Here is an 18,206-nt window from a genome sequence, read left to right as displayed (position 1 = left end):
GTGGCAGAGGCCTGAGCATGGACACGATTCTCCCGGCCCGTCTGCTCGAATCCGCACGCAAGGTGATCGAGGCGAACCGCGCCGTGGGTCGTCGCGTCGCGGTCGCCGAAAGCTGCACCGGCGGTCTCGTGAGCGCGGCACTTACCGAGCTTCCGGGCTCTTCCGACGTGTTCGAAGTCGGCTTCGTCACTTATTCGAACGAGGCGAAGACCGAGATACTCAAGGTCAGCACCGATGTGCTGGAGACGTTCGGTTCGGTATCGATTGCGGTTGCCTGGAGCATGGCGCAGGGCGCGCTCGCCCGCAGCAACGCCGATGTGGCGGTCGCCATCACCGGCATTGCCGGCCCCGATGGCGGCACCGAGAAGAAGCCTGTCGGCACGGTCGTGTTCGCCCAGGCCGAGCGCGGGGCGGACCCCAAGCATATCGTCGCGGATACGCGGCTGTTCGAGAATGACGGTCGCGGCGGGGTTCGCCTTCAGGCGGCGCTCTGCGCGCTCGAACTGCTGATGCCCGGCGCGCCCGAGTCGCCATAGAGCCGCGCCGCGCGCTCTTCGAAGGCGTTGATCATCTTGCGAAGCGCGCGATCGAAGACCTGCCCCGCAAGCATCTCGAACACGCGGTTCTTGAACGCGAAATCGACGCAGAAGTCGACCAGGCAGCCGCCTTTTCCGTCCGAGCGGAACTTCCAGTCGTTGGTCAGATGCTTGAGCGGTCCATCCAGATAATCGACGCGGAGGTGCCCCGGGCGCTCCTTCTCGATCTTGGAGGTGAAGGTCTCGCGCAGCCCCTTGAACCCGACGATCATGTCCGCGACCATCGCCGTATCGCCGTTCGATCGCACCCGGATCGCGCTGACCCAGGGCAGGAACTCCGGATAGCGCGCCACGTCGGCGACCAGATCGAACATCTGCTCGGGCGTATAGGGAAGCGAACGCGTCTCGCTATGCTTGGGCATCAGACCGTCGCGGCAACCTTGGCCAGCTTCAGCGCGCGGGCGTCGCGCATCTTCGCGAAGTCGTCGCCGGCATGGTAACTGGAACGGGTCAGCGGGGAGGAGGCGACCAAAAGGAAGCCCTTCGCCCGGGCGATCGCGCCATAGGCGTTGAACGCGGCGGGGGGCACGAAATCCTGCACCTTGGCGTGGCGCGGGGTCGGTTGGAGATATTGCCCCATCGTCAGGAAATCGACGTCGGCGGAGCGCATGTCGTCCATCACCTGATGCACTTCGAGCCGCTCTTCGCCCAAGCCCAGCATGATGCCCGATTTGGTGAAGATCGACGGATCTAGCTTCTTCACCGACTCGAGCAGCCGCAGCGACGCGTAGTAGCGCGCGCCGGGACGGATCGTCGGATAGAGCCGCGGCACCGTCTCGAGATTGTGGTTATAGACGTCGGGCCGCGCCGCGACGATCATCTCGACCGCGGCTTCATGCTTGTTGCGGAAATCGGGAGTCAGGATCTCGATCGTCGTCGTCGGATTCGAGCGGCGTATCGCCTCGATCACCTTCACGAACTGCTTCGCGCCGCCATCTGGCAGGTCGTCGCGATCGACCGAAGTCACGACGATATGCGCCAGCCCCATCTGCGCCGCGGCCTCGGCGACATGCTCGGGCTCCATCGGGTCGACTGCGCGCGGCATGCCGGTCTTCACGTTGCAGAAGGCGCAGGCGCGGGTGCAGGTGTCGCCCAGGATCATCACCGTCGCGTGCTTCTTGCTCCAGCACTCGCCGATATTCGGACAGGCGGCCTCTTCGCACACCGTCGTCAAATTTTTCGAGCGCATCAGCGCGCGGGTGGCGGCGAACCCCGCCGAGGTCGGGGCCTTCACCCGGATCCAGTCCGGCTTGCGGACGCGTTCCGGGCGGGGCAGCGGAGTGAGCTCGTTCATGCAACGCATCTAGCGATGGCTTGAAGCCGTTACAACACGCGCTAGAGGAGACCCATGAGCGACATTTCAGACCTTCTCGAGGGCTATGCCCGCTTCCGCCTCTCCGAATATCGTCGCCACCGCGAGCGCTGGACCGAATTGTCCGAAGGGCAGAGCCCCAAGGTGATGGTGATCGCCTGCTCGGACAGCCGAGTCGATCCCGCCCAGATCTTCGATACCTCGCCCGGCGAGATCTTCGTCGTGCGCAACGTCGCCAATCTGGTGCCGCCGTTCGAGAGTGACGGGCAGCGCCATGGCGTGTCGGCTGCGCTCGAATTCGCGGTCACCCAGCTCGAAGTCAGCGAGATCGTGGTGATGGGGCATGGTAAATGCGGCGGCGTCCACGCCGCGCTGACCCAGCGCTTTGCCGGCAGCCCCCCGGGCGAAGGCGGCTTTATCGCGCACTGGGTCGATATGCTCGACGAAGCGCGCGATCGCATCATCGCCGAGCATGGCACGGGCCCCGAGGCGGTTCATGCGCTCGAGCTCGAGACGGTTCGCGTATCGATCGCCAACCTGCGCACCTTCCCCTTCATCCCCGAGCGCGAAGCGGCGGGCAGGTTGAAGATCCACGGCGCTTATTTCGCAATTTCCGACGGCGTCCTCCACGTGATGGACGAATCGGGTGCCTTCGCCCCGGCCTGATCGGTACGCTTAGTCTACGGCCGCCAGCCCCAGCGCCTCGCGCGCGACCCGCTCCACTTCGGGATCGAGCTGCGGCGGGTCCATCGGCACATGTGCCTCCAGCGCCTCGGCGATCGCCGTCAGCGCCGCGATCCGTGCGGCCTTCTTGTTGTTGCCGTCGATGACGATCCACGGCGCCGTCTTGGTGTCGGTCTCGCGAAACATGTCGTGCATAGCCTCGAGATAGTCGGCACGGCGGGCGCGGTTGCGATAATCGTCGAGCCCTGTCTTCCAGCGTTTCCAGGGATGCTCCAGCCGGTCGGCGAGCCTTTTGTCCTGGGTTTTCTGCGTCGCATGGACGAAGATCTTGATCAGCGTCGTACCGTTGGCGACCTGCTGCGCCTCGAAATCGTTGATCTCGGAATAGCCGCGCTTCCATTCGTCCTTGGTGGCGAAGCCCTCGACCCGCTCGACGAGGACGCGGCCATACCAGCTGCGATCGAAGATCGAGATATTGTGAACCGGCGGGAGGCGGCGCCAGAAGCGCCAGAGGAAATGATGCGCCTTCTCCTCGTCGGTGGGCGCCGAGATCGGCCATACCTCGAAATAACGCGGGTCCCACTCGCCGGTCAGGCGTTTGATGATCCCGCCTTTCCCCGCCGCATCCCAGCCCTCGAACAGGATCACGGCGCGGCGTTTGTGGACGATGTGGGCGTAATGGATGTGGGAGAGGTGCTTCTGGAGCTTGGCGAGAGCTTCGTCATAGTCGCCGTCGAACTTGTCGCCGGCTTCATAGTCGCTGAGTTTTATGGTCATGGGCGACCGTAACACTCCTTCTCCCCTTGTGGGAGAAGATCATCAGGTGAACAGCGCCCCGCGCTGTTCAGGCCATGCTGGGAGCATGGCCGACCTGATAATGGGCCCGCTGCGCAGCAGTGGGAAGGATGAGGGGGACGTCTGGTGAGACACACTCCCCCTCACCCTTCCGCCGATTTCATCGGCTCCCTCCCTCTCCCACAAGGGGAGGGATATAGCTACCCCGCCTTCGGGCCGTCGCTCGCCAGCTTGATGCTCAGTTCCTTCAACTGCCGCGGGCTCACCTCGGCCGGCGCCTGCATCATCAGATCCTCCGCCCGCTGGTTCATCGGGAAGACCACGACCTCACGAATGTTCGGCTCGCCCGCGAGCAGCATCACGATCCGATCCACCCCCGGCGCCGAGCCACCATGCGGGGGCGCGCCGAACTTGAAGGCGTTGATCATGCCGGCAAAGTCGCTGTCGACCTGCGCCTGCGTGTAGCCGGCGATCTCGAACGCCTTGTACATGATCTCGGCCTTGTGGTTCCGGATCGCGCCCGAGCTCAGCTCCACGCCGTTGCAGACGATGTCATATTGATAGGCCAGGATGTCGAGCGGGTCCTTGGTCGTCAGCGCCTCCATCTCGCCCTGCGGCATCGAGAAGGGGTTGTGGCTGAAATCGACCTTCTTGGCGTCCTCGTCATATTCGAACATCGGGAAATCGACGATCCAGCAGAATTCAAAGCGGCTCTGGTCGACCAGTTCGAGCTGCTCGGCGGCGCGGGTACGCGCCAGGCCGGCGAGCTTGGCGGCCTGCGCTTCCTTGCCCGCGGCGAAGAAGATGCCGTCGTTCGGGCCGAGACCGAGCGCGTCGGCGATCGCCTTCATCCCCTCCTGGCCGTGATTGTTGGCGATCGGGCCGCCGAACACGCCGTCCTTCTGGGTGGCATAGCCGAGGCCCGGGAAGCCCTCGCTCTGCGCCCAGCTGTTCATGTCGTCGAAGAACTTCCGGCTCTTCTCGTGGGTATTGGGCGCGGGGATGGCGCGGACGACGCTGCCTTCTTCGACCATCGAGGCGAAGCGGCTGAAGCCCGAGCCCTTGAAATGCTCGGAGACGTCGCTGATCAGGATCGGGTTGCGCAGATCGGGCTTGTCGTTGCCGTATTTCAGCATCGATTCACGGTACGGAATGCGCTTGAACGGCAATGCGGAGACGCTGCGGCCCTTCCCTTCCCAATCGGCGAATTCCTCGAACACGCCGTGGAGCACCGGCTCGATCGCTGCGAAAACATCGTCCTGCGTGACGAAGCTCATCTCGAAATCGAGCTGGTAGAATTCACCCGGGCTACGATCGGCGCGGGCATCCTCGTCGCGGAAGCAAGGGGCGATCTGGAAATAGCGATCGAAGCCCGCGACCATCAGCAGCTGCTTGAACATCTGCGGCGCCTGGGGGAGCGCATAGAATTTGCCGGGATGGACGCGGCTGGGGACGAGATAGTCGCGCGCGCCCTCGGGGCTGCTCGCGGTGAGGATCGGGGTCTGGAATTCGGTAAAGCCCTGGTCGATCATCCGACGGCGGAGCGACGCGATGACGTTCGATCGCAGCATGATATTCTTATGGAGCCGCTCGCGGCGCAGATCGAGATAGCGATAGCGGAGGCGGATTTCCTCCGGATATTCGGCCTCGCCGAACACGGGAAGCGGCAGCTCCTGCGCCGCGGACTGGACGACGACATCGGCGACGCGGACTTCCACGGCGCCGGTCGGCAGGTTCGGGTTCACCACGCTCTCGTCGCGCGCGACGACCTTGCCGGTCACCGTCACCACCGATTCGCTGCGCAGCGACTCGATGGCTTCGAACGCCGGGCCGCTGATGTCGGTGACGATCTGGGTGATGCCATAATGGTCGCGCAAGTCGATGAAGACCAGATCGCCATGATCGCGCTTGCGATGCACCCAGCCCGAGAGGCGCACTTCCTGGCCGACATGGGTGTCGCGCAGTTCGGCGCAATTATGGGTGCGATAGGCGTGCATCGTGCTTGTCTTTTCTTCTTCTTCGTCATCCCCGCGCAGGCGGGGATCCATCTCCTACCATATCAGCCCGCGGCGGCGGCGGGAGATGGGCCCCCGCTTTCGCGGGGGTGACGGGTTGGTGGAGTTGTTGCGCGCTTTCCTGTCACACACCCTTTTGTCAACCCGCAGACCTGTCTATGGGGCCATGATGCATATCCATGGCCTGATCGAGGATTCCGCCGCCCTCGCCAATCTCTGCGCGCGTTTCGCCACCAAGCCCTACATCTGCGTGGACACCGAGTTCATGCGGGAGAACAGCTATTGGCCCGAGCTCTGCCTGATCCAGATCGCCGACGACGAGGAAGCCGCGGCGATCGATCCGATGGGCGGGATCGACATGAAGCCCCTGCTCGATCTGATGACCCAGAATGAGGATGTCCTGAAGGTCTTCCACGCCGGCGGCCAGGATATCGAGATCGTCTACAATCTCACCGGCAAGACCCCGCATCCTCTGTTCGATACCCAGGTTGCCGCCATGGCGCTGGGGCAAGGCGAGCAGATCGGCTATTCGAACCTGGTCGACACCTACCTGGGCATCACCGTCGACAAGGGCGCGCGCTTCACCGATTGGGCGCGCCGCCCGCTCGACAAGCGCCAGATCGATTACGCGATCTGCGACGTCACCTATCTCTCCGAAATCTTTCCCAAGATGCTCGACAAGCTTCGGAAAACGGGACGCGGCGCCTGGCTCGACCAGGAGATGGAACGGCTCGCCGACCCCGAAAATTATCACAACGATCCCGATGAAGCGTGGCAGCGCGTCCGCGTTTCCAGCCGCAAGCCCGAAGTGCTGGGCCGGCTGAAGGCGCTCGCCCGCTGGCGCGAGCTGGAGGCGCAGGGCAAGGATCTGCCGCGCGGCCGGATCATCAAGGACGAGACGCTCGCCGATCTCGCCGGCACGCCGCCCAAGAAACAGGCCGATCTCGGCCGCGTCCGCGGGCTCTCCACCGCCTGGGCCGGCAATGATATCGGCGCGCGGATGATGGCGGCGCTGGAGGCCGCGACGCCGATGTCGTCAGACGAGATGCCCGCGCGCGACGATCGCAAGCCGGCGCTGGGCAAGGACGGCGCGCTCGTCGCCGATCTGCTCAAGCTGCTGCTCAAGATCCGCGCCAAGGAGATCAACGTCGCCGCCAAGCTGCTGGCGCGCACCGACGATCTGGAGGCGCTCGCTGCCGGGCAGCGCGAGGGATTGTCGATCCTCGAGGGTTGGCGGTTCGAGCAATTCGGGCGCGACGCGCTCGAACTGGTCGAGGGTCAGCTGGGGTTCACGGTCAAGAACAATAAGCTGAAGATGACTCGCACCGAGGAGCCATCATGATCCGCTTTACCCTTCCCCTCATCGCTCTCGCCGCCGCCGGCTGCACCTATGGCGACCGCCCGCAGGTCCCCGTACCTGTTACCGGAAAATGCGCGAACGAGGGCCTCGGCGCGCTGATCGGCAAGACCCGCAGCGAGCAGGTCGCGAGCGAGGCGCTGCGTTTGTCGGGGGCGACGACGCTGCGCTGGATCAGCCCGGGGATGATGGTGACCAAGGACTATCGGGAAGAGCGGCTGAACCTGAACCTGGACGACAACGGCAAGATCGCCAGCACCAGCTGCGGCTGAGCTTCGCGCGGGAAGCTCAGACTTCCAGCACCGGGTGCAGGCCGAACGCGCCCGCCAGCGCCCGGTGCCGCTTGGCCACCGCATCGCCGTACAGCGCTTCGTCCGCGCCTTCGACGCACAGCAAGAGCGCATCCTCCTCGATCGCCAGCCGCGTGCGCCGCAGCGGCGCCGCCACGCCTGCGCTCAGCCGCTGCCCCAGCCGCATGGCCAGTCCCCAGCGCTTCGCCAAAGTGAGTGCATCGGTTGACGCGAGCCGTCCCAGCGGCTCGGGCGTCCGCATGTTGCCGCCCAGCGAGGTAAACAGCGCCTGCGCCAAGAGCGCCCGGCCTTCCGAGTCGATACCCACCCAATTGCCGTGCAGCCCGGTCTCGAGGCCACGCTCGGCACGGAATTCGGGATTGGCGCGCCAGCCAACATCGGCGAGCAGGCAGGCGGCATGCCGCAGCCGCGCGGTCTCGGACGGCTCGCCTTCGAACAAGGGCGCGATCCAGGCATCGAGCAGGTCGCCATGCTCGGGGAAGCGGCCAACTCGCTGACCCTCGTCACGAGCGGCGGCGATAAGCGGGTCTTCCTGCCGCTGCTCGGTCGACAGGCGCTGGTAAAGCAGCCCTTCGCGCAGGCCATAGGCCGAGACGATCGTCTCGCTGCTGCCAAGATGCTTCAGCACCCCGATCAGCAGCGCGGTCGCATCGCCCAGCGTCGGCAGCCGCGCGCTTGACAGGTCCGGGACACCCTTGAGCGCCGATTTGGACATCGCTCCCAGTGCCCCGGACAGCTCGCCGATCCGCGCCACCGAAAGCGGATATTGGTGGAGAATGGGCAGCGGATAATCGGACAGGTGCATGTCGAGCTTGGCGAGCGACCGCCACGATCCGCCGACCAGATAGAAAGGCAGACCGGCGCCCCGCCCTTGCCAGCCCGCTTCCTCGACATAAGTGGCGATCGCGCGATCCAGGGCGCCGCGATCCTTGCGGAACGCGCCGAGCCGCAGCACGCCGAGCGGGAAGGAAGCGCGGTTGGTCACGGTGCCGGCGACGACGCGGACCAGCTCCAGGCTGCCCCCGCCCAGATCGCCGACGATGCCGTCCGCATCGGGAATGCCCGAAAGCACGCCCATCCCCGAAGCGGTGGCCTCTTCCTGGCCGCTGAGCAACTCGACGTCGAGGCCGAGCGCCTTGGCAGCTGCGATCAGTTCGCCGCCATTGCTCGCGTCGCGCACCGCGGCGGTCGCCACCGTGCGCAATTCCTGTACCTGCATCTCGCGCGCCAGCAGGGCGAAGCGCGCCATCGCCGCGCGCGCCATCGCCAGGCTGCCCGAATCGATCGCCCCGGTGTCGCTCAGCGAACGACCGAGCCCGGCCATCACCTTCTCGTTGAACAGGATGCAGGGCAGCCGCGCCGCGCCCTCATAAACGACGAGCCGCACAGAGTTCGAACCGATGTCGATGATCCCGACACGTGCCGAGGCGGGCGCTTGTTCCTGCCGGCGCTTCGCGAAGAGCTGGGTCGCCAAGGCTCAGGCCTCCTTCTTGGCCGAACGGCGGCGCTTCAGCGACAATTTGGGCACCGGCTTGCGCGATTCGAGCGCCGCCCCGCGTCCCGAAAGCGAAGGATTGGTCATGAAATAGCGGTGGAGGTTGAAGCCCCCCTCCTCGCCCGGCTGCACCCGCGCATAGCGGCCGTCGGGCTGGAGGAGCCAGCTCTGCTCGTTGTCCAGCAGATTGGCGACCATCACCTGATCGATCACCTGATCGTGCACCGTCGGGTTCAGGATCGGCAGCATGAATTCGACGCGCCGATCGAAGTTGCGCGGCATCCAGTCGGCCGACGACATGAAGACCTTCGCCGCGTCGCTCGGCAGCCCCTTGCCCGCGCCGAACGCCCAGATCCTGCTATGCTCGAGGAAGCGCCCGACGATCGATTTGACCCGAATATTCTCCGACATCCCGGCAACGCCCGGCCGCAGGCAACAGATGCCGCGGATGATCAGGTCGATCTCCACCCCGGCATTGCTCGCCTCGTACAGTTTCTCGATCACCGCGGGATCGACGATCGAGTTCATCTTCGCCCAGATCGCCGCCGGACGCCCCTTGCGGGCATGGTCGATCTCGTCGTCGATCAGCGCGACCAGATCGTTGCGCAGCGCGCGCGGCGAGATCGACATCAAATCGAGCCCCGCCGGTTCGACATAGCCGGTCACGTAGTTGAAGATTTGCGCGGCATCGCGGCCCATCCGCGGATCGGCGGTGAAGAAGCTCAGATCGGTATAGATGCGCGCGGTCACCGGGTGGTAATTGCCCGTGCCGAAATGGCAGTAGGTGCGGAACATCGCCCCTTCGCGTCGAACTACCATCGAAACCTTGGCGTGGGTCTTCCAGTCGATGAAGCCGTAGACGACCTGGACGCCCGCCCGCTCCAGCGCGGTTGCCCAGAGCAGATTCTGCTCCTCGTCGAACCTCGCCTTGAGCTCTACCACCGCAGTGACCGACTTGCCGGCCTCGGCTGCCGCGATCAGCGCGTTGATCACCTGCGGCTGCTTGCCGGCGCGATAGAGCGTCTGCTTGATCGCGACCACGTCCGGGTCCGCGGCGGCCTGCCCCAGAAAGGAGAGCACGACGTCGAACGTCTCATAAGGGTGATGGACGACGATATCCTTGGCGCGGATTGCGGCGAAGCAATCCCCGCCATATTCGCGGATCCGCTCCGGAAAGCGCGCGGTGTAAGGGGGGAATTTGAGATCGGGCCGATCTTCGTCGACCAGCATCGATAGCTCGCCGATCCCCAGGAAGCCGCCGGTCTCGGTCAGCAGCGCCTCGCTGCCGCCCAGTTCCTCCTTGAGCACCGCTTCGAGTGCGGGCGAGATCGATTCCTCCATCTCGAGCCGGATCACTCGGCCGCGGCGCCGGCGCTTGATCGCCGAGCGGAAGGTGAGGACCAGATCCTCGGCTTCTTCCTCGATCTCCAGGTCGCTGTCGCGCAGCACCCGGAACGCCGCCGAGCCGAGCACATCATATCCCGGGAACAACAGATGCGAGAAGCGCTTGAGCATGGTGTCGACGGCGACATAGCGCGCCGGGTTGCCGGGCAGCCGCACGAAGCGCGGCATCGTCATCGGCAGCAGCACCAGCTCGCGAATCGGCTCGCGGTCCGATCGGCGGACGAGATCGAAGATCACGCTCGATCCCTGGTTGGGGATGAACGGGAACGGATGCGCAGGATCGAGCGCCTGCGGGGTCAGGATCGGAAAGATCTGCTCGCGGAAATGCGCGTTCAGCCACGCCTCGATCTCGCCGTCTATCTCGTCCGCATCCAGCACCTCGATGCCGGCCTCGGTCAATTGGTAGCGGATGTCGGTCCACACGCTCTGCTGGCTGTCCGCAAGCACCTCGGCCTCGGCCGAGATCGCGGCGAGCTGCTGTCCCGGGGTGAGCCCGTCGTCGGATCTCGCCTCGATATTCTGCAGCTGCTGCCCCATCAGCCCGGCGACGCGGACCATGAAGAATTCGTCGAAATTGCTGCCCGAGATCGACAGGAAGCGCAGCCGCTCCAGCAGCGGATGGGCGGGATTGCACGCCTCCTCCATCACGCGGCGGTTGAACGAGAGCCAGCTCAGCTCGCGATTGAAGAAGCGCTTGCCCGCGTTGGGCGTGGGTTCGCTCATCGCTTCTGTCTCTGCGGCGGGCGTGCTTGCTGCCTTGGGCATGCCGCTAATCGTCGTCCGTTTCAATTAAGAGACCATTCGTTTCGAGTGTGGCGCGCACGACCGGGATCGACAAGCGCTTGCCGGTCTCGAGCTCCAATGCATCTGCAACGCGCAGGATGGCGATATGGCTACGCTCGATCCGCTTCGCGATCCAGCCGATCACGTCGGGCTTGGCATGGATCAGATGCCGTTCGAAGGCACGCTCCACCAATTGCGGCAGCAGCACATCGTCGGGCGCCCCGATTTCGAGCAACGGCGAGGCGGCCAGCCGCGAGCGCAGGTCCGGCAGCTTGATCTGCCATTCGGGCGGTGCCGCCTCGGCGACGATCAGCAACGGCCGCCGCTCCTGTTGCGCCTGGTTCCAGGCGTGGAAGACGTCCGCTTCCTTCATCCGGTCCGCATCATCGAGGATTCGCCCGCCGCTCTTTGCCGCGAATATCCGCGCGAGCAGGCTGCGCCCCGATTTGCGCGGGCCCACCAGCAATGCCGTCATGACCGGCCAGGTCGCCCAGCGTTCGAGCTGGTTGACCGCGCGCACGTTCGATTCGCCCACCAGAAATTCCGTCTCGCGCGCTTCGGGCAAGCCCAGCGGCAGGCGCAGCTGGCTCATTGCGGCGCGGGGATTTCCGTAGCCGGCGGGGGCGTGGCCGTCGCCGCAGCCCGGCGAATCCGCAGGACTCCGGCGCCTTCCTGCACCTGCCAGCCGCGAGCCTCCAGCGCGGCGCGAAGGCCCGCGATCGGCCCGTCATAGACGACGCGCATCACCGATATGCCGCCCAGAGCCAGGCTGGTCGTGGCGGCCGAGCGTACGCCGGGCACGCCGCGCACGGCCGCCTCCGATGCGGTCAGCGCAGCCGCACTCGGCGTCTCGACCTGGAGCGTGAAACTCGCCGTCGTCGTCGTCATCGGCGTATCGAGCATAGGGTCGGCGGCCGCCGCGGCCGCCGCGGCCGCCGCTGCTGCCTCGGCTTCCGCTTCGGCTTTCTTCTGTTCCTCGGTCTTCGGTTGCGGCGGCCGGGTCGCGAGAAGCGAGTCGGTGCGCAGCACGCCCGAGGACAATGCTTCCTGATAGGCCTTGTCGAGCCGCTGGACCCCCGCATCGAGCAGCGCGTCGAGCGCATCGCCATTGTCGACCCGAAGCGCAAAGCCCGCGATCGGCTGCTTGTCAGGTCCATGATTGGCGGCAAACACGCCGACGATCGGCCCGCCCGGATATTCGCGGCGCAGCTGGACCTCGGCGATCAGCACGTCGCTGGCGCCATATTGATCGAGCACGGTGCGCCACCAATTGCGCCCGCGCCGTAGCATCTGGCCAGAATTGAGCAGCAGCGCATCGGGTCCGGTGCCACGCAGGCGGACATAGTCGACCGTACTCCCGCCGCTGCGGAAGCGATTCCAGGCGCGGGCCCAGGCGGTCTCGCGCTCGAACACGCGCCCCACCCCGCCCGAATATTCGAGCGGCAGCAGCAGCATCGGCGGCGATTGGCTGACCGCGACCGCCACGCCCAGGATCGCCCCCGACTTGTTCCGGTCGAACAGCACGCCCAGCCGCGCGACATAGCGATTGGGGCCGATCTGCTCGCGCTCGATGACGATGCCGGTGACGATCGCGTCGAGCGCCGAATCGGATAATGTCGATTTCTTGCCGGCAAGCCGCTGGGCGAGGATATCCCATCCCTTGCGTTGGGCAATCCGCCAGCCGCCCTCGCGCGCGGTCTCCGCATCCTTGCCGCTGACATCGACCTGCACGCCCGAGACTTCGAAACTGCCCGAGGCGTCGATCGGCACCGCGCTGGCGCCGCCGGCCGGCCCCTGCGCAGTCACGACCCCCGCCGCTCCCGCGATTGCGAGCGCGCTGGCCAGGCCGAGCGTCAGGGAAATGCGGGAGAGTTGCATGCGGCGGCCCTTTTGGCGAAGCGGGCGTGGAAATCCAAGCGCGGAATGGCTAGGCGGCTGTGATGACCGATCCGAAAGCCTATACCTACGCCCAGGCGGGCGTCTCGATTGCCGCGGGCAATGCCCTGGTCCGCGCGATCGGCCCGCTGGCCAAGTCCACCCGCCGCCCCGGCGCCGACGCCGATCTCGGCGGGTTTGGCGGTCTGTTCGACCTCAAGGCGGCGGGGTTCAGCGATCCGCTGCTCGTCGCGGCCAACGACGGCGTCGGCACCAAGCTCAAGCTCGCGATCGAGCATGACGCGCATGACGGGGTCGGGGTCGATCTCGTCGCGATGTGCGCCAACGATCTGGTCGTCCAGGGCGCCGAACCCCTCTTCTTCCTCGATTATTATGCCAGTGGGAAGCTTGATCCCCAGGTCGCCGAGCGAGTCATCGCGAGCATCGCCGAGGGCTGCCGCCAGGCCGGCTGCGCGCTGATCGGCGGCGAGACCGCCGAGATGCCCGGCATGTATGCCGACGGCGACTATGACCTCGCCGGCTTCTGCGTCGGCGCGGTCGAGCGCAGCCAGTTGCTCGACGGCAGCGCGATCCGCCCCGGCGATATGATCCTCGGCCTCGCCTCGACCGGCGTGCATTCGAACGGCTTCTCGCTCGTCCGCCGCCTCGCGGCCGACAAGGGCTGGAAGCTCGATCGGCCTGCAGTCTTCGACCAGGATGTGCTGTTCATCGATGCGCTGATGGCGCCGACGCGGATCTATGTCCGCAGCTTGCTCCCGGAAATCCGCAAGGGCCGCATCCACGGCCTCGCCCACATCACCGGCGGCGGACTGCTGGAAAATGTCCCCCGCGTGCTGCCCGAGGGCTGCCACGCCCGCATCGACGCCGCCGCTTGGCCGCTCCCGCGCCTGATGGCCTTTCTGCAGGCGCAGGGGAATATCGAGCCCGAGGAAATGGCGCGGACCTTCAACTGCGGCATCGGCATGGTCGCGGCGGTGGCGGCCGAGGATGCGGAGGCGGTCGCCGCCGGGCTCACCGAAGCGGGCGAGACGGTGTTCCGGATCGGCGCGATCGAGGCGGGGACCCGCGGCTGCACCGTATTCGGCCCCGCCGACACCTGGAGCGCGCGCGACAATTGGAGCGCGACGCATGCCGGATGACCGTTCCCCTGCGAAGGCAGGGGCCCAGCCCTTCAGGTCAATTGCGCGCGGTAGCGCGTTCGGCGTTGCGCGCCGAGCCGGGACCCCTGCCTTCGCAGAGGAACGAGAGTGAAGAAGCTCGGCATCCTCATCTCCGGCCGCGGCTCCAACATGGCAGCCCTCGTCGAAGCCACCCGCGCCGAAAACTGCCCCTATGAAGTCGTCCTGGTCGCGAGCGACAAACCCGAAGCCGCCGGCCTGGTCTGGGCAGGCGAGCATGGCATCGCCACCTTCGCGCACTCCCCCAAAGGCGTGCCCAAATCCGAATATGAAGCCGCGATCGACGCCGCGCTCCGCGACGCCGGCGTCGAAGCCATCGCCCTCGCCGGCTATATGCGCCTCCTCTCCGCCGAATTCGTCGCGCGCTGGGAGGGGCGGATTGTCAACATCCACCCCTCGCTGTTGCCCAAATATAAGGGCCTCGACACCCACCGCCGCGCGCTGGTCGCCGGCGACATGGTCGCCGGCTGCTCGGTCCATTTCGTCACCGAAGAGCTGGATGCCGGCGAAATCCTCGGCCAGACGGAAGTTCGGATCGAAGCCCGCGATACGCCCGAAACGCTGGCCGAACGCGTGCTCGCCGCCGAACATCGCCTCTACCCCCGGATCGTCGCCGAATGGCTGAGCCGCTGAACCCGCTCGATCGGGTGCGCGCAATCGCACTGGACCTCCCCGAAGCCGAGGAGCGGATCAGCCACGGCCAGCCGACCTTCTTCGTCGCGGGCAAGATGTTCGCCCAGTTCCGCCACGATCATCATGGCGTCGGCCGCACCATCGTCGCGGTCAAGACCGCCGATGCCGAGGAAGCGTTGATGCTGATAGAGGCTGCGCCCGACGACCATTCGCGCGTAGCCTATTTCGGCGCCGCCTGGGTCGGCCTCGCGCTTGGCGGCGAAGACCCCGACTGGGCGCATGTCGGCGATCGCATCGCGCGCAGCTGGGAGCTCGCCGCGCCCCGCCGTCTGTTGGAGGCAGGAGGACGCTGACCCGAGACGGGACAGTCGGGTTGAGGCCGGATATTTTCGCTGCCTGCCGAGTTGGGAAATTCACGGCAGGCCGATGCTGCCCGCAGCAAATTGGATCGCGAGATGATCAGGCAACCTTCTCCCCAGCCGATTCACGTCGAACCGAAGACCAAGGGCGGCGTCGCGACAGCCGAACAGGGCCTGGTGATGCTCGACGGCCCGGCGGGCGTCGCCGTCGCCATGACGCCCGAAGCAGCGGCCGAAACCGGATACAGCCTGCTCGCCGCAGCCGAGGAGGCGGGCCGTCAAAGGGGCGGATCTCGTCGCAGCTAGGCGCAACCCCCTTGCCCCCGCCCCGTCCGCGCCCCGATAAGGGGCGGCAATGATCAAGGTCGCCAGTTATAACATGCGCAAGTCGATCGGCACCGATCGACGCCGGAGTCCCGAGCGAACGCTCCAGGTGCTCTGCGAGATCGATGCGGATGTGATCGCACTTCAGGAAGCCGATCGCCGCTTCGGCACGCGCGAGGCGGTGCTGACGACGCATCTGCTTGCCGAACATGGCGACTGGAAGGCGATCCCGCTGGGCGTCCGCGCGCGCTCGATGGGCTGGCACGGCAACGCACTGCTCGTCCGCCGCGACGCCCAGATCCTCGATAGCGAAGCGATCCATCTGCCCTCGCTCGAGCCGCGCGGCGCGGTGATGGCCGATGTCCGCATCCGCGGGCAGATCCTGCGCATCGTCGGCATGCATCTCGATCTGTCGGGGCTGTGGCGGCGGCGGCAAGCGCATGCGATCGTCGCGCATCTCCAGGCGAGTACGCACCAGTATCCGACGGTGCTGATGGGCGATCTCAACGAATGGAGCGCGAACAGCGGCTGCCTTCACGATTTTGCGCAGCATTTCGATTTCGCGCAGACCGGCAAGAGCTTCCACGCCCGCCGCCCGATGGCCCGGCTCGACCGGATCATGATCAGCCGCGACCTGCGGATCGACGACGCCGGCGTTCATGCCAGCCTGCAGTCGCGCAACGCATCGGATCATCTGCCGGTGTGGGCCACGGTCCGCCCCGCCTGATGACGCAGGCCCGCGACAAGGAGTTGCGGCTCGCCCTGGTCTGTTACGGCGGCATCAGCCTTGCGGTCTATATGCACGGCATCACCAAGGAAATCTGGCGGCTGGCGCAGGCGAGCTGCGCACTGCGCGAAGGCGATCGGTCGGAAGGCGTCTATTGCGCGCTGCTCGACGAGATTCGCGAGACCGCGGGAATCAACGTGCGCGTCCTGGTCGATATCGTCTCCGGCGCCAGCGCAGGCGGGATAAACGCCGTCTTCCTCGCCCAGGCGATCGCGACCGGCCAGTCGCTCGATCCGCTTACCGATTTGTGGATGGAATATGCCGATGTCGAGGCACTGATCGCGCCCGACCAGGCGCCGTCGCACCGCTTTGCCAAGATCTGGGCGACTCCGCTCGCCTGGATGATCGCCGACCGCACCAAGGCGATCGACGAGACGGTCGAGGCCGGTGCGCGCGACGAAGTCCGCCACAAGCTCGAACGATTCGTTCGCTCGCGCTGGTTCGAGCCGCCGTTTGGCGGCAAACAACTGCTCGGCACGATCCTCGATGCCTTCGCAGCGATGGCAAAGGGGCCGAGCTACAAGCGGCTGTTGCCCGACGGCCAGCCGCTCGACCTGTTCATAACCGTCACCGATTTCCGCGGCCATCCCGAAGCGCTGCGGCTCAACTCGCCACCCGAGGTGATCGAGACCGAGCATCGCCTGGTTTTCCCCTTTACGGATCACGGCACGACCCGGCCGTTCGCGAACCCCGCCGAACTCGCCTTCGCGGCGCGTGCGACCTCCAGCTTCCCGGGCGCCTTCCCGCCCTTCACCGTGCAGGAGATCGACGATCTGCTCGCGGAACGCGGCGAAGCCTGGCCCGCGCGCGATGCGTTTCTCGAGCATATGCTTCCCCAGCAATGGGCGCATGGCCGCGCCGAGGGGGCGGTGCTGATCGACGGGTCGGTGCTCGCCAACGCCCCCTTCCGTCCGGCGATCGAAGCCCTGCGCGAGCGTCCCGCCCGCCGCCAGGTCGATCGCCGCTTCGTCTTCATCGATCCGTCGCCCGGCATGCGCTTCGATTTCTACGGCAAGAAGCAGGAGAAACCCGGCTTCTTCCAGACGATCATCGGCGCGCTGTCCGAACTCCCCCGCCAGCAGCCGATCCGCGACAATCTGGAGGCGATCGGCGAGCGATCGGACAAGATCGAGCGGATGCTCTCGATCATGGCGGAGATCCGCGCCGAGGTCGAAACTCAGGTCGAGGCGCTGTTCGGCTATACGCTCTGGCTCGATTACCCGACGCCGAAGCGCATAGCGGGCTGGCGTCGCCGCGCGCAGATCGCCGCCGCGGCGAAAGCGGGCTACGGCCACACCGCCTACGGCCTGCTCAAGATCGATTCGATCGTCGATCGCACGACGCGGCTGCTCTACACGATCGGCGACCGCCGCGATCCGGAGCGGCTCCACGAAATCCGTGAGGCAGTGCTCCAGGCGGTGCAGGCGCGCGGCGTCGATCGCTTCGGCGCGACGCTGTCGAACGGCGCGAGCCCGCAGACGCTCGAATTCCTGCGCGGGCACGATATCGGCTTCCGCATCCGCCGGCTGCGCCTGCTCGCGCGCCGGCTGAGCGAGATCGATCTGCCCGCCTCGCACGCCGAACTGGTGCCGATGCGCGAGGCGATCTACGAATCGCTCGCCGCCTATCTCGAGCTCAAGCGCTCGGACAGCTTCGCCGAATTGCGCGACGAAATCCGCGCGATGACCGACGATGCCGGCCCGCTGCTCGATCGTCTCGCCGAACGGATGCAGCTCAAGGCGCTCGACGCCGAAACCGATTCGCGCCTGTCGGTCGGCTTCAGCGCGCTTTCGAAGGATCTGCGTCGCCCGATGCTGCTCGCGCATCTCGGCTTTCCTTTCTTCGACATCGCCACGCTCCCCTTGCTCCAGGGCGAAGGGCTCGACGAGTTCGATCCGATCCGGGTCGATCGCATCTCCCCGGACGATGCGGTCGCCATCCGCTCGGGCGGCGCGCCGGCGACGCTCAAGGGCACCCAGTTCAACAATTTCGGCGCTTTCTTCAGCCGCGCCTATCGCGAGAACGACTATCTCTGGGGCCGCCTCCACGGCGCCGACCGGCTGATCGACATCGTCCTGTCCACCGTGCCGATCGAAAGCCGCCTGCCCGGAGCGGGAGTCGCCGCCATCAAGCGCGCAGCCTTCCATGCCATCCTCGATGAGGAAGAAACCAAGCTCAGCGCGATCCCCGGCCTGTTCAAGGAACTACGGGCCGAGATCGGCTAGAGTTGGCAATCGCGCCCCTCTCGGCCTATCGTCCCTCCTCAACATCGGGATG

Annotated in this window: 18 protein-coding genes; 10 read left to right on the top strand and 8 right to left on the bottom strand. The window is 66.2% G+C overall.

All coding sequences use genetic code 11. The features are described 5' to 3' along the window. Positions 1 to 17 precede the first annotated feature (17 nt). Positions 18 to 536: a CinA family protein gene (locus OKW87_RS03555; protein WP_265542325.1), complete on the top strand. Its 519-nt coding sequence runs from the start codon at positions 18 to 20 to the stop codon at positions 534 to 536. On the opposite strand, the gene OKW87_RS03550 is transcribed toward OKW87_RS03555, so the two are convergent. Together OKW87_RS03550 and lipA are read right to left on the bottom strand one after the other, a co-directional pair. Beyond that, a complete protein-coding gene (locus OKW87_RS03550; RefSeq protein ID WP_265542324.1) occupies positions 479 to 958 on the bottom strand; it encodes a type II toxin-antitoxin system RatA family toxin in 480 nt (159 codons plus the stop codon). The genes OKW87_RS03555 and OKW87_RS03550 overlap by 58 nt on opposite strands. After that, on the bottom strand, positions 958 to 1,890 hold the full coding sequence (gene lipA, locus OKW87_RS03545; RefSeq protein WP_265542322.1) for a lipoyl synthase: 933 nt from the start codon (positions 1,888 to 1,890) through the stop codon (positions 958 to 960). Before lipA ends, OKW87_RS03550 begins: the two co-directional genes overlap by 1 nt. A gap of 54 nt (positions 1,891 to 1,944) precedes the next feature. Here lipA and OKW87_RS03540 point away from each other — a divergent pair, with 54 nt between their 5' ends. Beyond that, entirely contained in the window at positions 1,945 to 2,574 is a 630-nt protein-coding gene (locus OKW87_RS03540; RefSeq protein WP_265542320.1) for a carbonic anhydrase, read from the top strand. Between the two features lie 9 nt (positions 2,575 to 2,583). Here OKW87_RS03540 and OKW87_RS03535 read toward each other — a convergent pair whose 3' ends face one another. Together OKW87_RS03535 and aspS are read right to left on the bottom strand one after the other, a co-directional pair. Further along, entirely contained in the window at positions 2,584 to 3,369 is a 786-nt protein-coding gene (locus OKW87_RS03535; RefSeq protein WP_265542319.1) for a polyphosphate kinase 2 family protein, read from the bottom strand. A 218-nt stretch (positions 3,370 to 3,587) separates the two neighbouring features. Beyond that, positions 3,588 to 5,384, bottom strand: coding sequence for an aspartate--tRNA ligase (aspS, locus tag OKW87_RS03530; RefSeq protein WP_265543984.1), 1,797 nt, complete (start codon positions 5,382 to 5,384; stop codon positions 3,588 to 3,590). 187 nt (positions 5,385 to 5,571) lie between these two features. On the opposite strand from aspS, the gene rnd reads away from it, so the two are divergent. After that, positions 5,572 to 6,744: a ribonuclease D gene (gene rnd, locus OKW87_RS03525; protein ID WP_265543982.1), complete on the top strand. Its 1,173-nt coding sequence runs from the start codon at positions 5,572 to 5,574 to the stop codon at positions 6,742 to 6,744. Further along, positions 6,741 to 7,031 (top strand): I78 family peptidase inhibitor, encoded by a 291-nt coding sequence (locus OKW87_RS03520; RefSeq protein ID WP_265542318.1) that lies wholly within the window; start codon positions 6,741 to 6,743, stop codon positions 7,029 to 7,031. Before rnd ends, OKW87_RS03520 begins: the two co-directional genes overlap by 4 nt. Before the next feature lie 16 nt (positions 7,032 to 7,047). Here the strand turns inward: OKW87_RS03520 and OKW87_RS03515 are convergent, their stop codons facing one another. Genes OKW87_RS03515 through OKW87_RS03500 form a run of 4 tightly spaced genes read right to left on the bottom strand, consistent with a single transcriptional unit; the run spans position 7,048 to position 12,630 of the window. Next, positions 7,048 to 8,544 (bottom strand): Ppx/GppA family phosphatase, encoded by a 1,497-nt coding sequence (locus OKW87_RS03515; protein WP_265542317.1) that lies wholly within the window; start codon positions 8,542 to 8,544, stop codon positions 7,048 to 7,050. Positions 8,545 to 8,547: 3 nt separating this feature from the next. Beyond that, complete coding sequence (locus tag OKW87_RS03510; protein WP_443025075.1) at positions 8,548 to 10,692, bottom strand: RNA degradosome polyphosphate kinase; 2,145 nt, start codon at positions 10,690 to 10,692, stop codon at positions 8,548 to 8,550. Between the two features lie 46 nt (positions 10,693 to 10,738). Then, the gene (locus OKW87_RS03505; protein WP_265542315.1) at positions 10,739 to 11,344 is read right to left on the bottom strand and encodes a chromosomal replication initiator DnaA; all 606 of its coding nucleotides are present in this window, start codon (positions 11,342 to 11,344) and stop codon (positions 10,739 to 10,741) included. Continuing rightward, a complete protein-coding gene (locus OKW87_RS03500) occupies positions 11,341 to 12,630 on the bottom strand; it encodes a heavy-metal-associated domain-containing protein (RefSeq protein WP_265542314.1) in 1,290 nt (429 codons plus the stop codon). The genes OKW87_RS03505 and OKW87_RS03500 overlap by 4 nt, the downstream gene beginning before the upstream one ends. Positions 12,631 to 12,692: 62 nt before the next feature. Between OKW87_RS03500 and purM the strand changes: the two genes are divergently transcribed. The 6 genes from purM to OKW87_RS03470 all read left to right on the top strand — a co-directional run bounded on the left by purM (position 12,693) and on the right by OKW87_RS03470 (position 18,154). Beyond that, a complete protein-coding gene (gene purM / locus OKW87_RS03495) occupies positions 12,693 to 13,787 on the top strand; it encodes a phosphoribosylformylglycinamidine cyclo-ligase (protein WP_265542313.1) in 1,095 nt (364 codons plus the stop codon). A 150-nt stretch (positions 13,788 to 13,937) separates the two neighbouring features. Next, a complete protein-coding gene (gene purN / locus OKW87_RS03490; RefSeq protein ID WP_265543980.1) occupies positions 13,938 to 14,459 on the top strand; it encodes a phosphoribosylglycinamide formyltransferase in 522 nt (173 codons plus the stop codon). After that, positions 14,444 to 14,812: an MmcQ/YjbR family DNA-binding protein gene (locus OKW87_RS03485; RefSeq protein ID WP_265542312.1), complete on the top strand. Its 369-nt coding sequence runs from the start codon at positions 14,444 to 14,446 to the stop codon at positions 14,810 to 14,812. The genes purN and OKW87_RS03485 overlap by 16 nt, the downstream gene beginning before the upstream one ends. A 102-nt stretch (positions 14,813 to 14,914) precedes the next feature. Continuing rightward, positions 14,915 to 15,124, top strand: a complete 210-nt coding sequence (locus OKW87_RS03480; protein WP_265543978.1) for a hypothetical protein — start codon at positions 14,915 to 14,917, stop codon at positions 15,122 to 15,124. Positions 15,125 to 15,173: 49 nt separating this feature from the next. Next, entirely contained in the window at positions 15,174 to 15,869 is a 696-nt protein-coding gene (locus OKW87_RS03475; protein ID WP_265542311.1) for an endonuclease/exonuclease/phosphatase family protein, read from the top strand. Then, a complete protein-coding gene (locus OKW87_RS03470) occupies positions 15,869 to 18,154 on the top strand; it encodes a patatin-like protein (protein ID WP_265542310.1) in 2,286 nt (761 codons plus the stop codon). The genes OKW87_RS03475 and OKW87_RS03470 overlap by 1 nt, the downstream gene beginning before the upstream one ends. The last annotated feature ends 52 nt before the right edge of the window (positions 18,155 to 18,206 follow it).

It is taken from the genome of Sphingomonas sp. M1-B02, from assembly GCF_026167525.1.
GTDB lineage: Bacteria > Pseudomonadota > Alphaproteobacteria > Sphingomonadales > Sphingomonadaceae > Sphingomonas.
This window is presented reverse-complemented; position numbering and strand designations above follow the sequence as displayed.

Coding starts and splice junctions, on each gene's coding strand:
- OKW87_RS03550 (WP_265542324.1), bottom strand. CDS start 958: ATGCCCAAGCATAGCGAGACGCGTTCGCTTCCCTATACGCCCGAGCAG.
- rnd (WP_265543982.1), top strand. CDS start 5,572: ATGCATATCCATGGCCTGATCGAGGATTCCGCCGCCCTCGCCAATCTC.
- OKW87_RS03540 (WP_265542320.1), top strand. CDS start 1,945: ATGAGCGACATTTCAGACCTTCTCGAGGGCTATGCCCGCTTCCGCCTC.
- purN (WP_265543980.1), top strand. CDS start 13,938: ATGGCAGCCCTCGTCGAAGCCACCCGCGCCGAAAACTGCCCCTATGAA.
- OKW87_RS03475 (WP_265542311.1), top strand. CDS start 15,174: ATGATCAAGGTCGCCAGTTATAACATGCGCAAGTCGATCGGCACCGAT.
- OKW87_RS03510 (WP_443025075.1), bottom strand. CDS start 10,692: ATGAGCGAACCCACGCCCAACGCGGGCAAGCGCTTCTTCAATCGCGAG.
- OKW87_RS03485 (WP_265542312.1), top strand. CDS start 14,444: ATGGCTGAGCCGCTGAACCCGCTCGATCGGGTGCGCGCAATCGCACTG.
- lipA (WP_265542322.1), bottom strand. CDS start 1,890: ATGAACGAGCTCACTCCGCTGCCCCGCCCGGAACGCGTCCGCAAGCCG.
- OKW87_RS03555 (WP_265542325.1), top strand. CDS start 18: ATGGACACGATTCTCCCGGCCCGTCTGCTCGAATCCGCACGCAAGGTG.
- OKW87_RS03535 (WP_265542319.1), bottom strand. CDS start 3,369: ATGACCATAAAACTCAGCGACTATGAAGCCGGCGACAAGTTCGACGGC.
- OKW87_RS03500 (WP_265542314.1), bottom strand. CDS start 12,630: ATGCAACTCTCCCGCATTTCCCTGACGCTCGGCCTGGCCAGCGCGCTC.
- purM (WP_265542313.1), top strand. CDS start 12,693: ATGACCGATCCGAAAGCCTATACCTACGCCCAGGCGGGCGTCTCGATT.
- OKW87_RS03505 (WP_265542315.1), bottom strand. CDS start 11,344: ATGAGCCAGCTGCGCCTGCCGCTGGGCTTGCCCGAAGCGCGCGAGACG.
- aspS (WP_265543984.1), bottom strand. CDS start 5,384: ATGCACGCCTATCGCACCCATAATTGCGCCGAACTGCGCGACACCCAT.
- OKW87_RS03470 (WP_265542310.1), top strand. CDS start 15,869: ATGACGCAGGCCCGCGACAAGGAGTTGCGGCTCGCCCTGGTCTGTTAC.
- OKW87_RS03480 (WP_265543978.1), top strand. CDS start 14,915: ATGATCAGGCAACCTTCTCCCCAGCCGATTCACGTCGAACCGAAGACC.
- OKW87_RS03520 (WP_265542318.1), top strand. CDS start 6,741: ATGATCCGCTTTACCCTTCCCCTCATCGCTCTCGCCGCCGCCGGCTGC.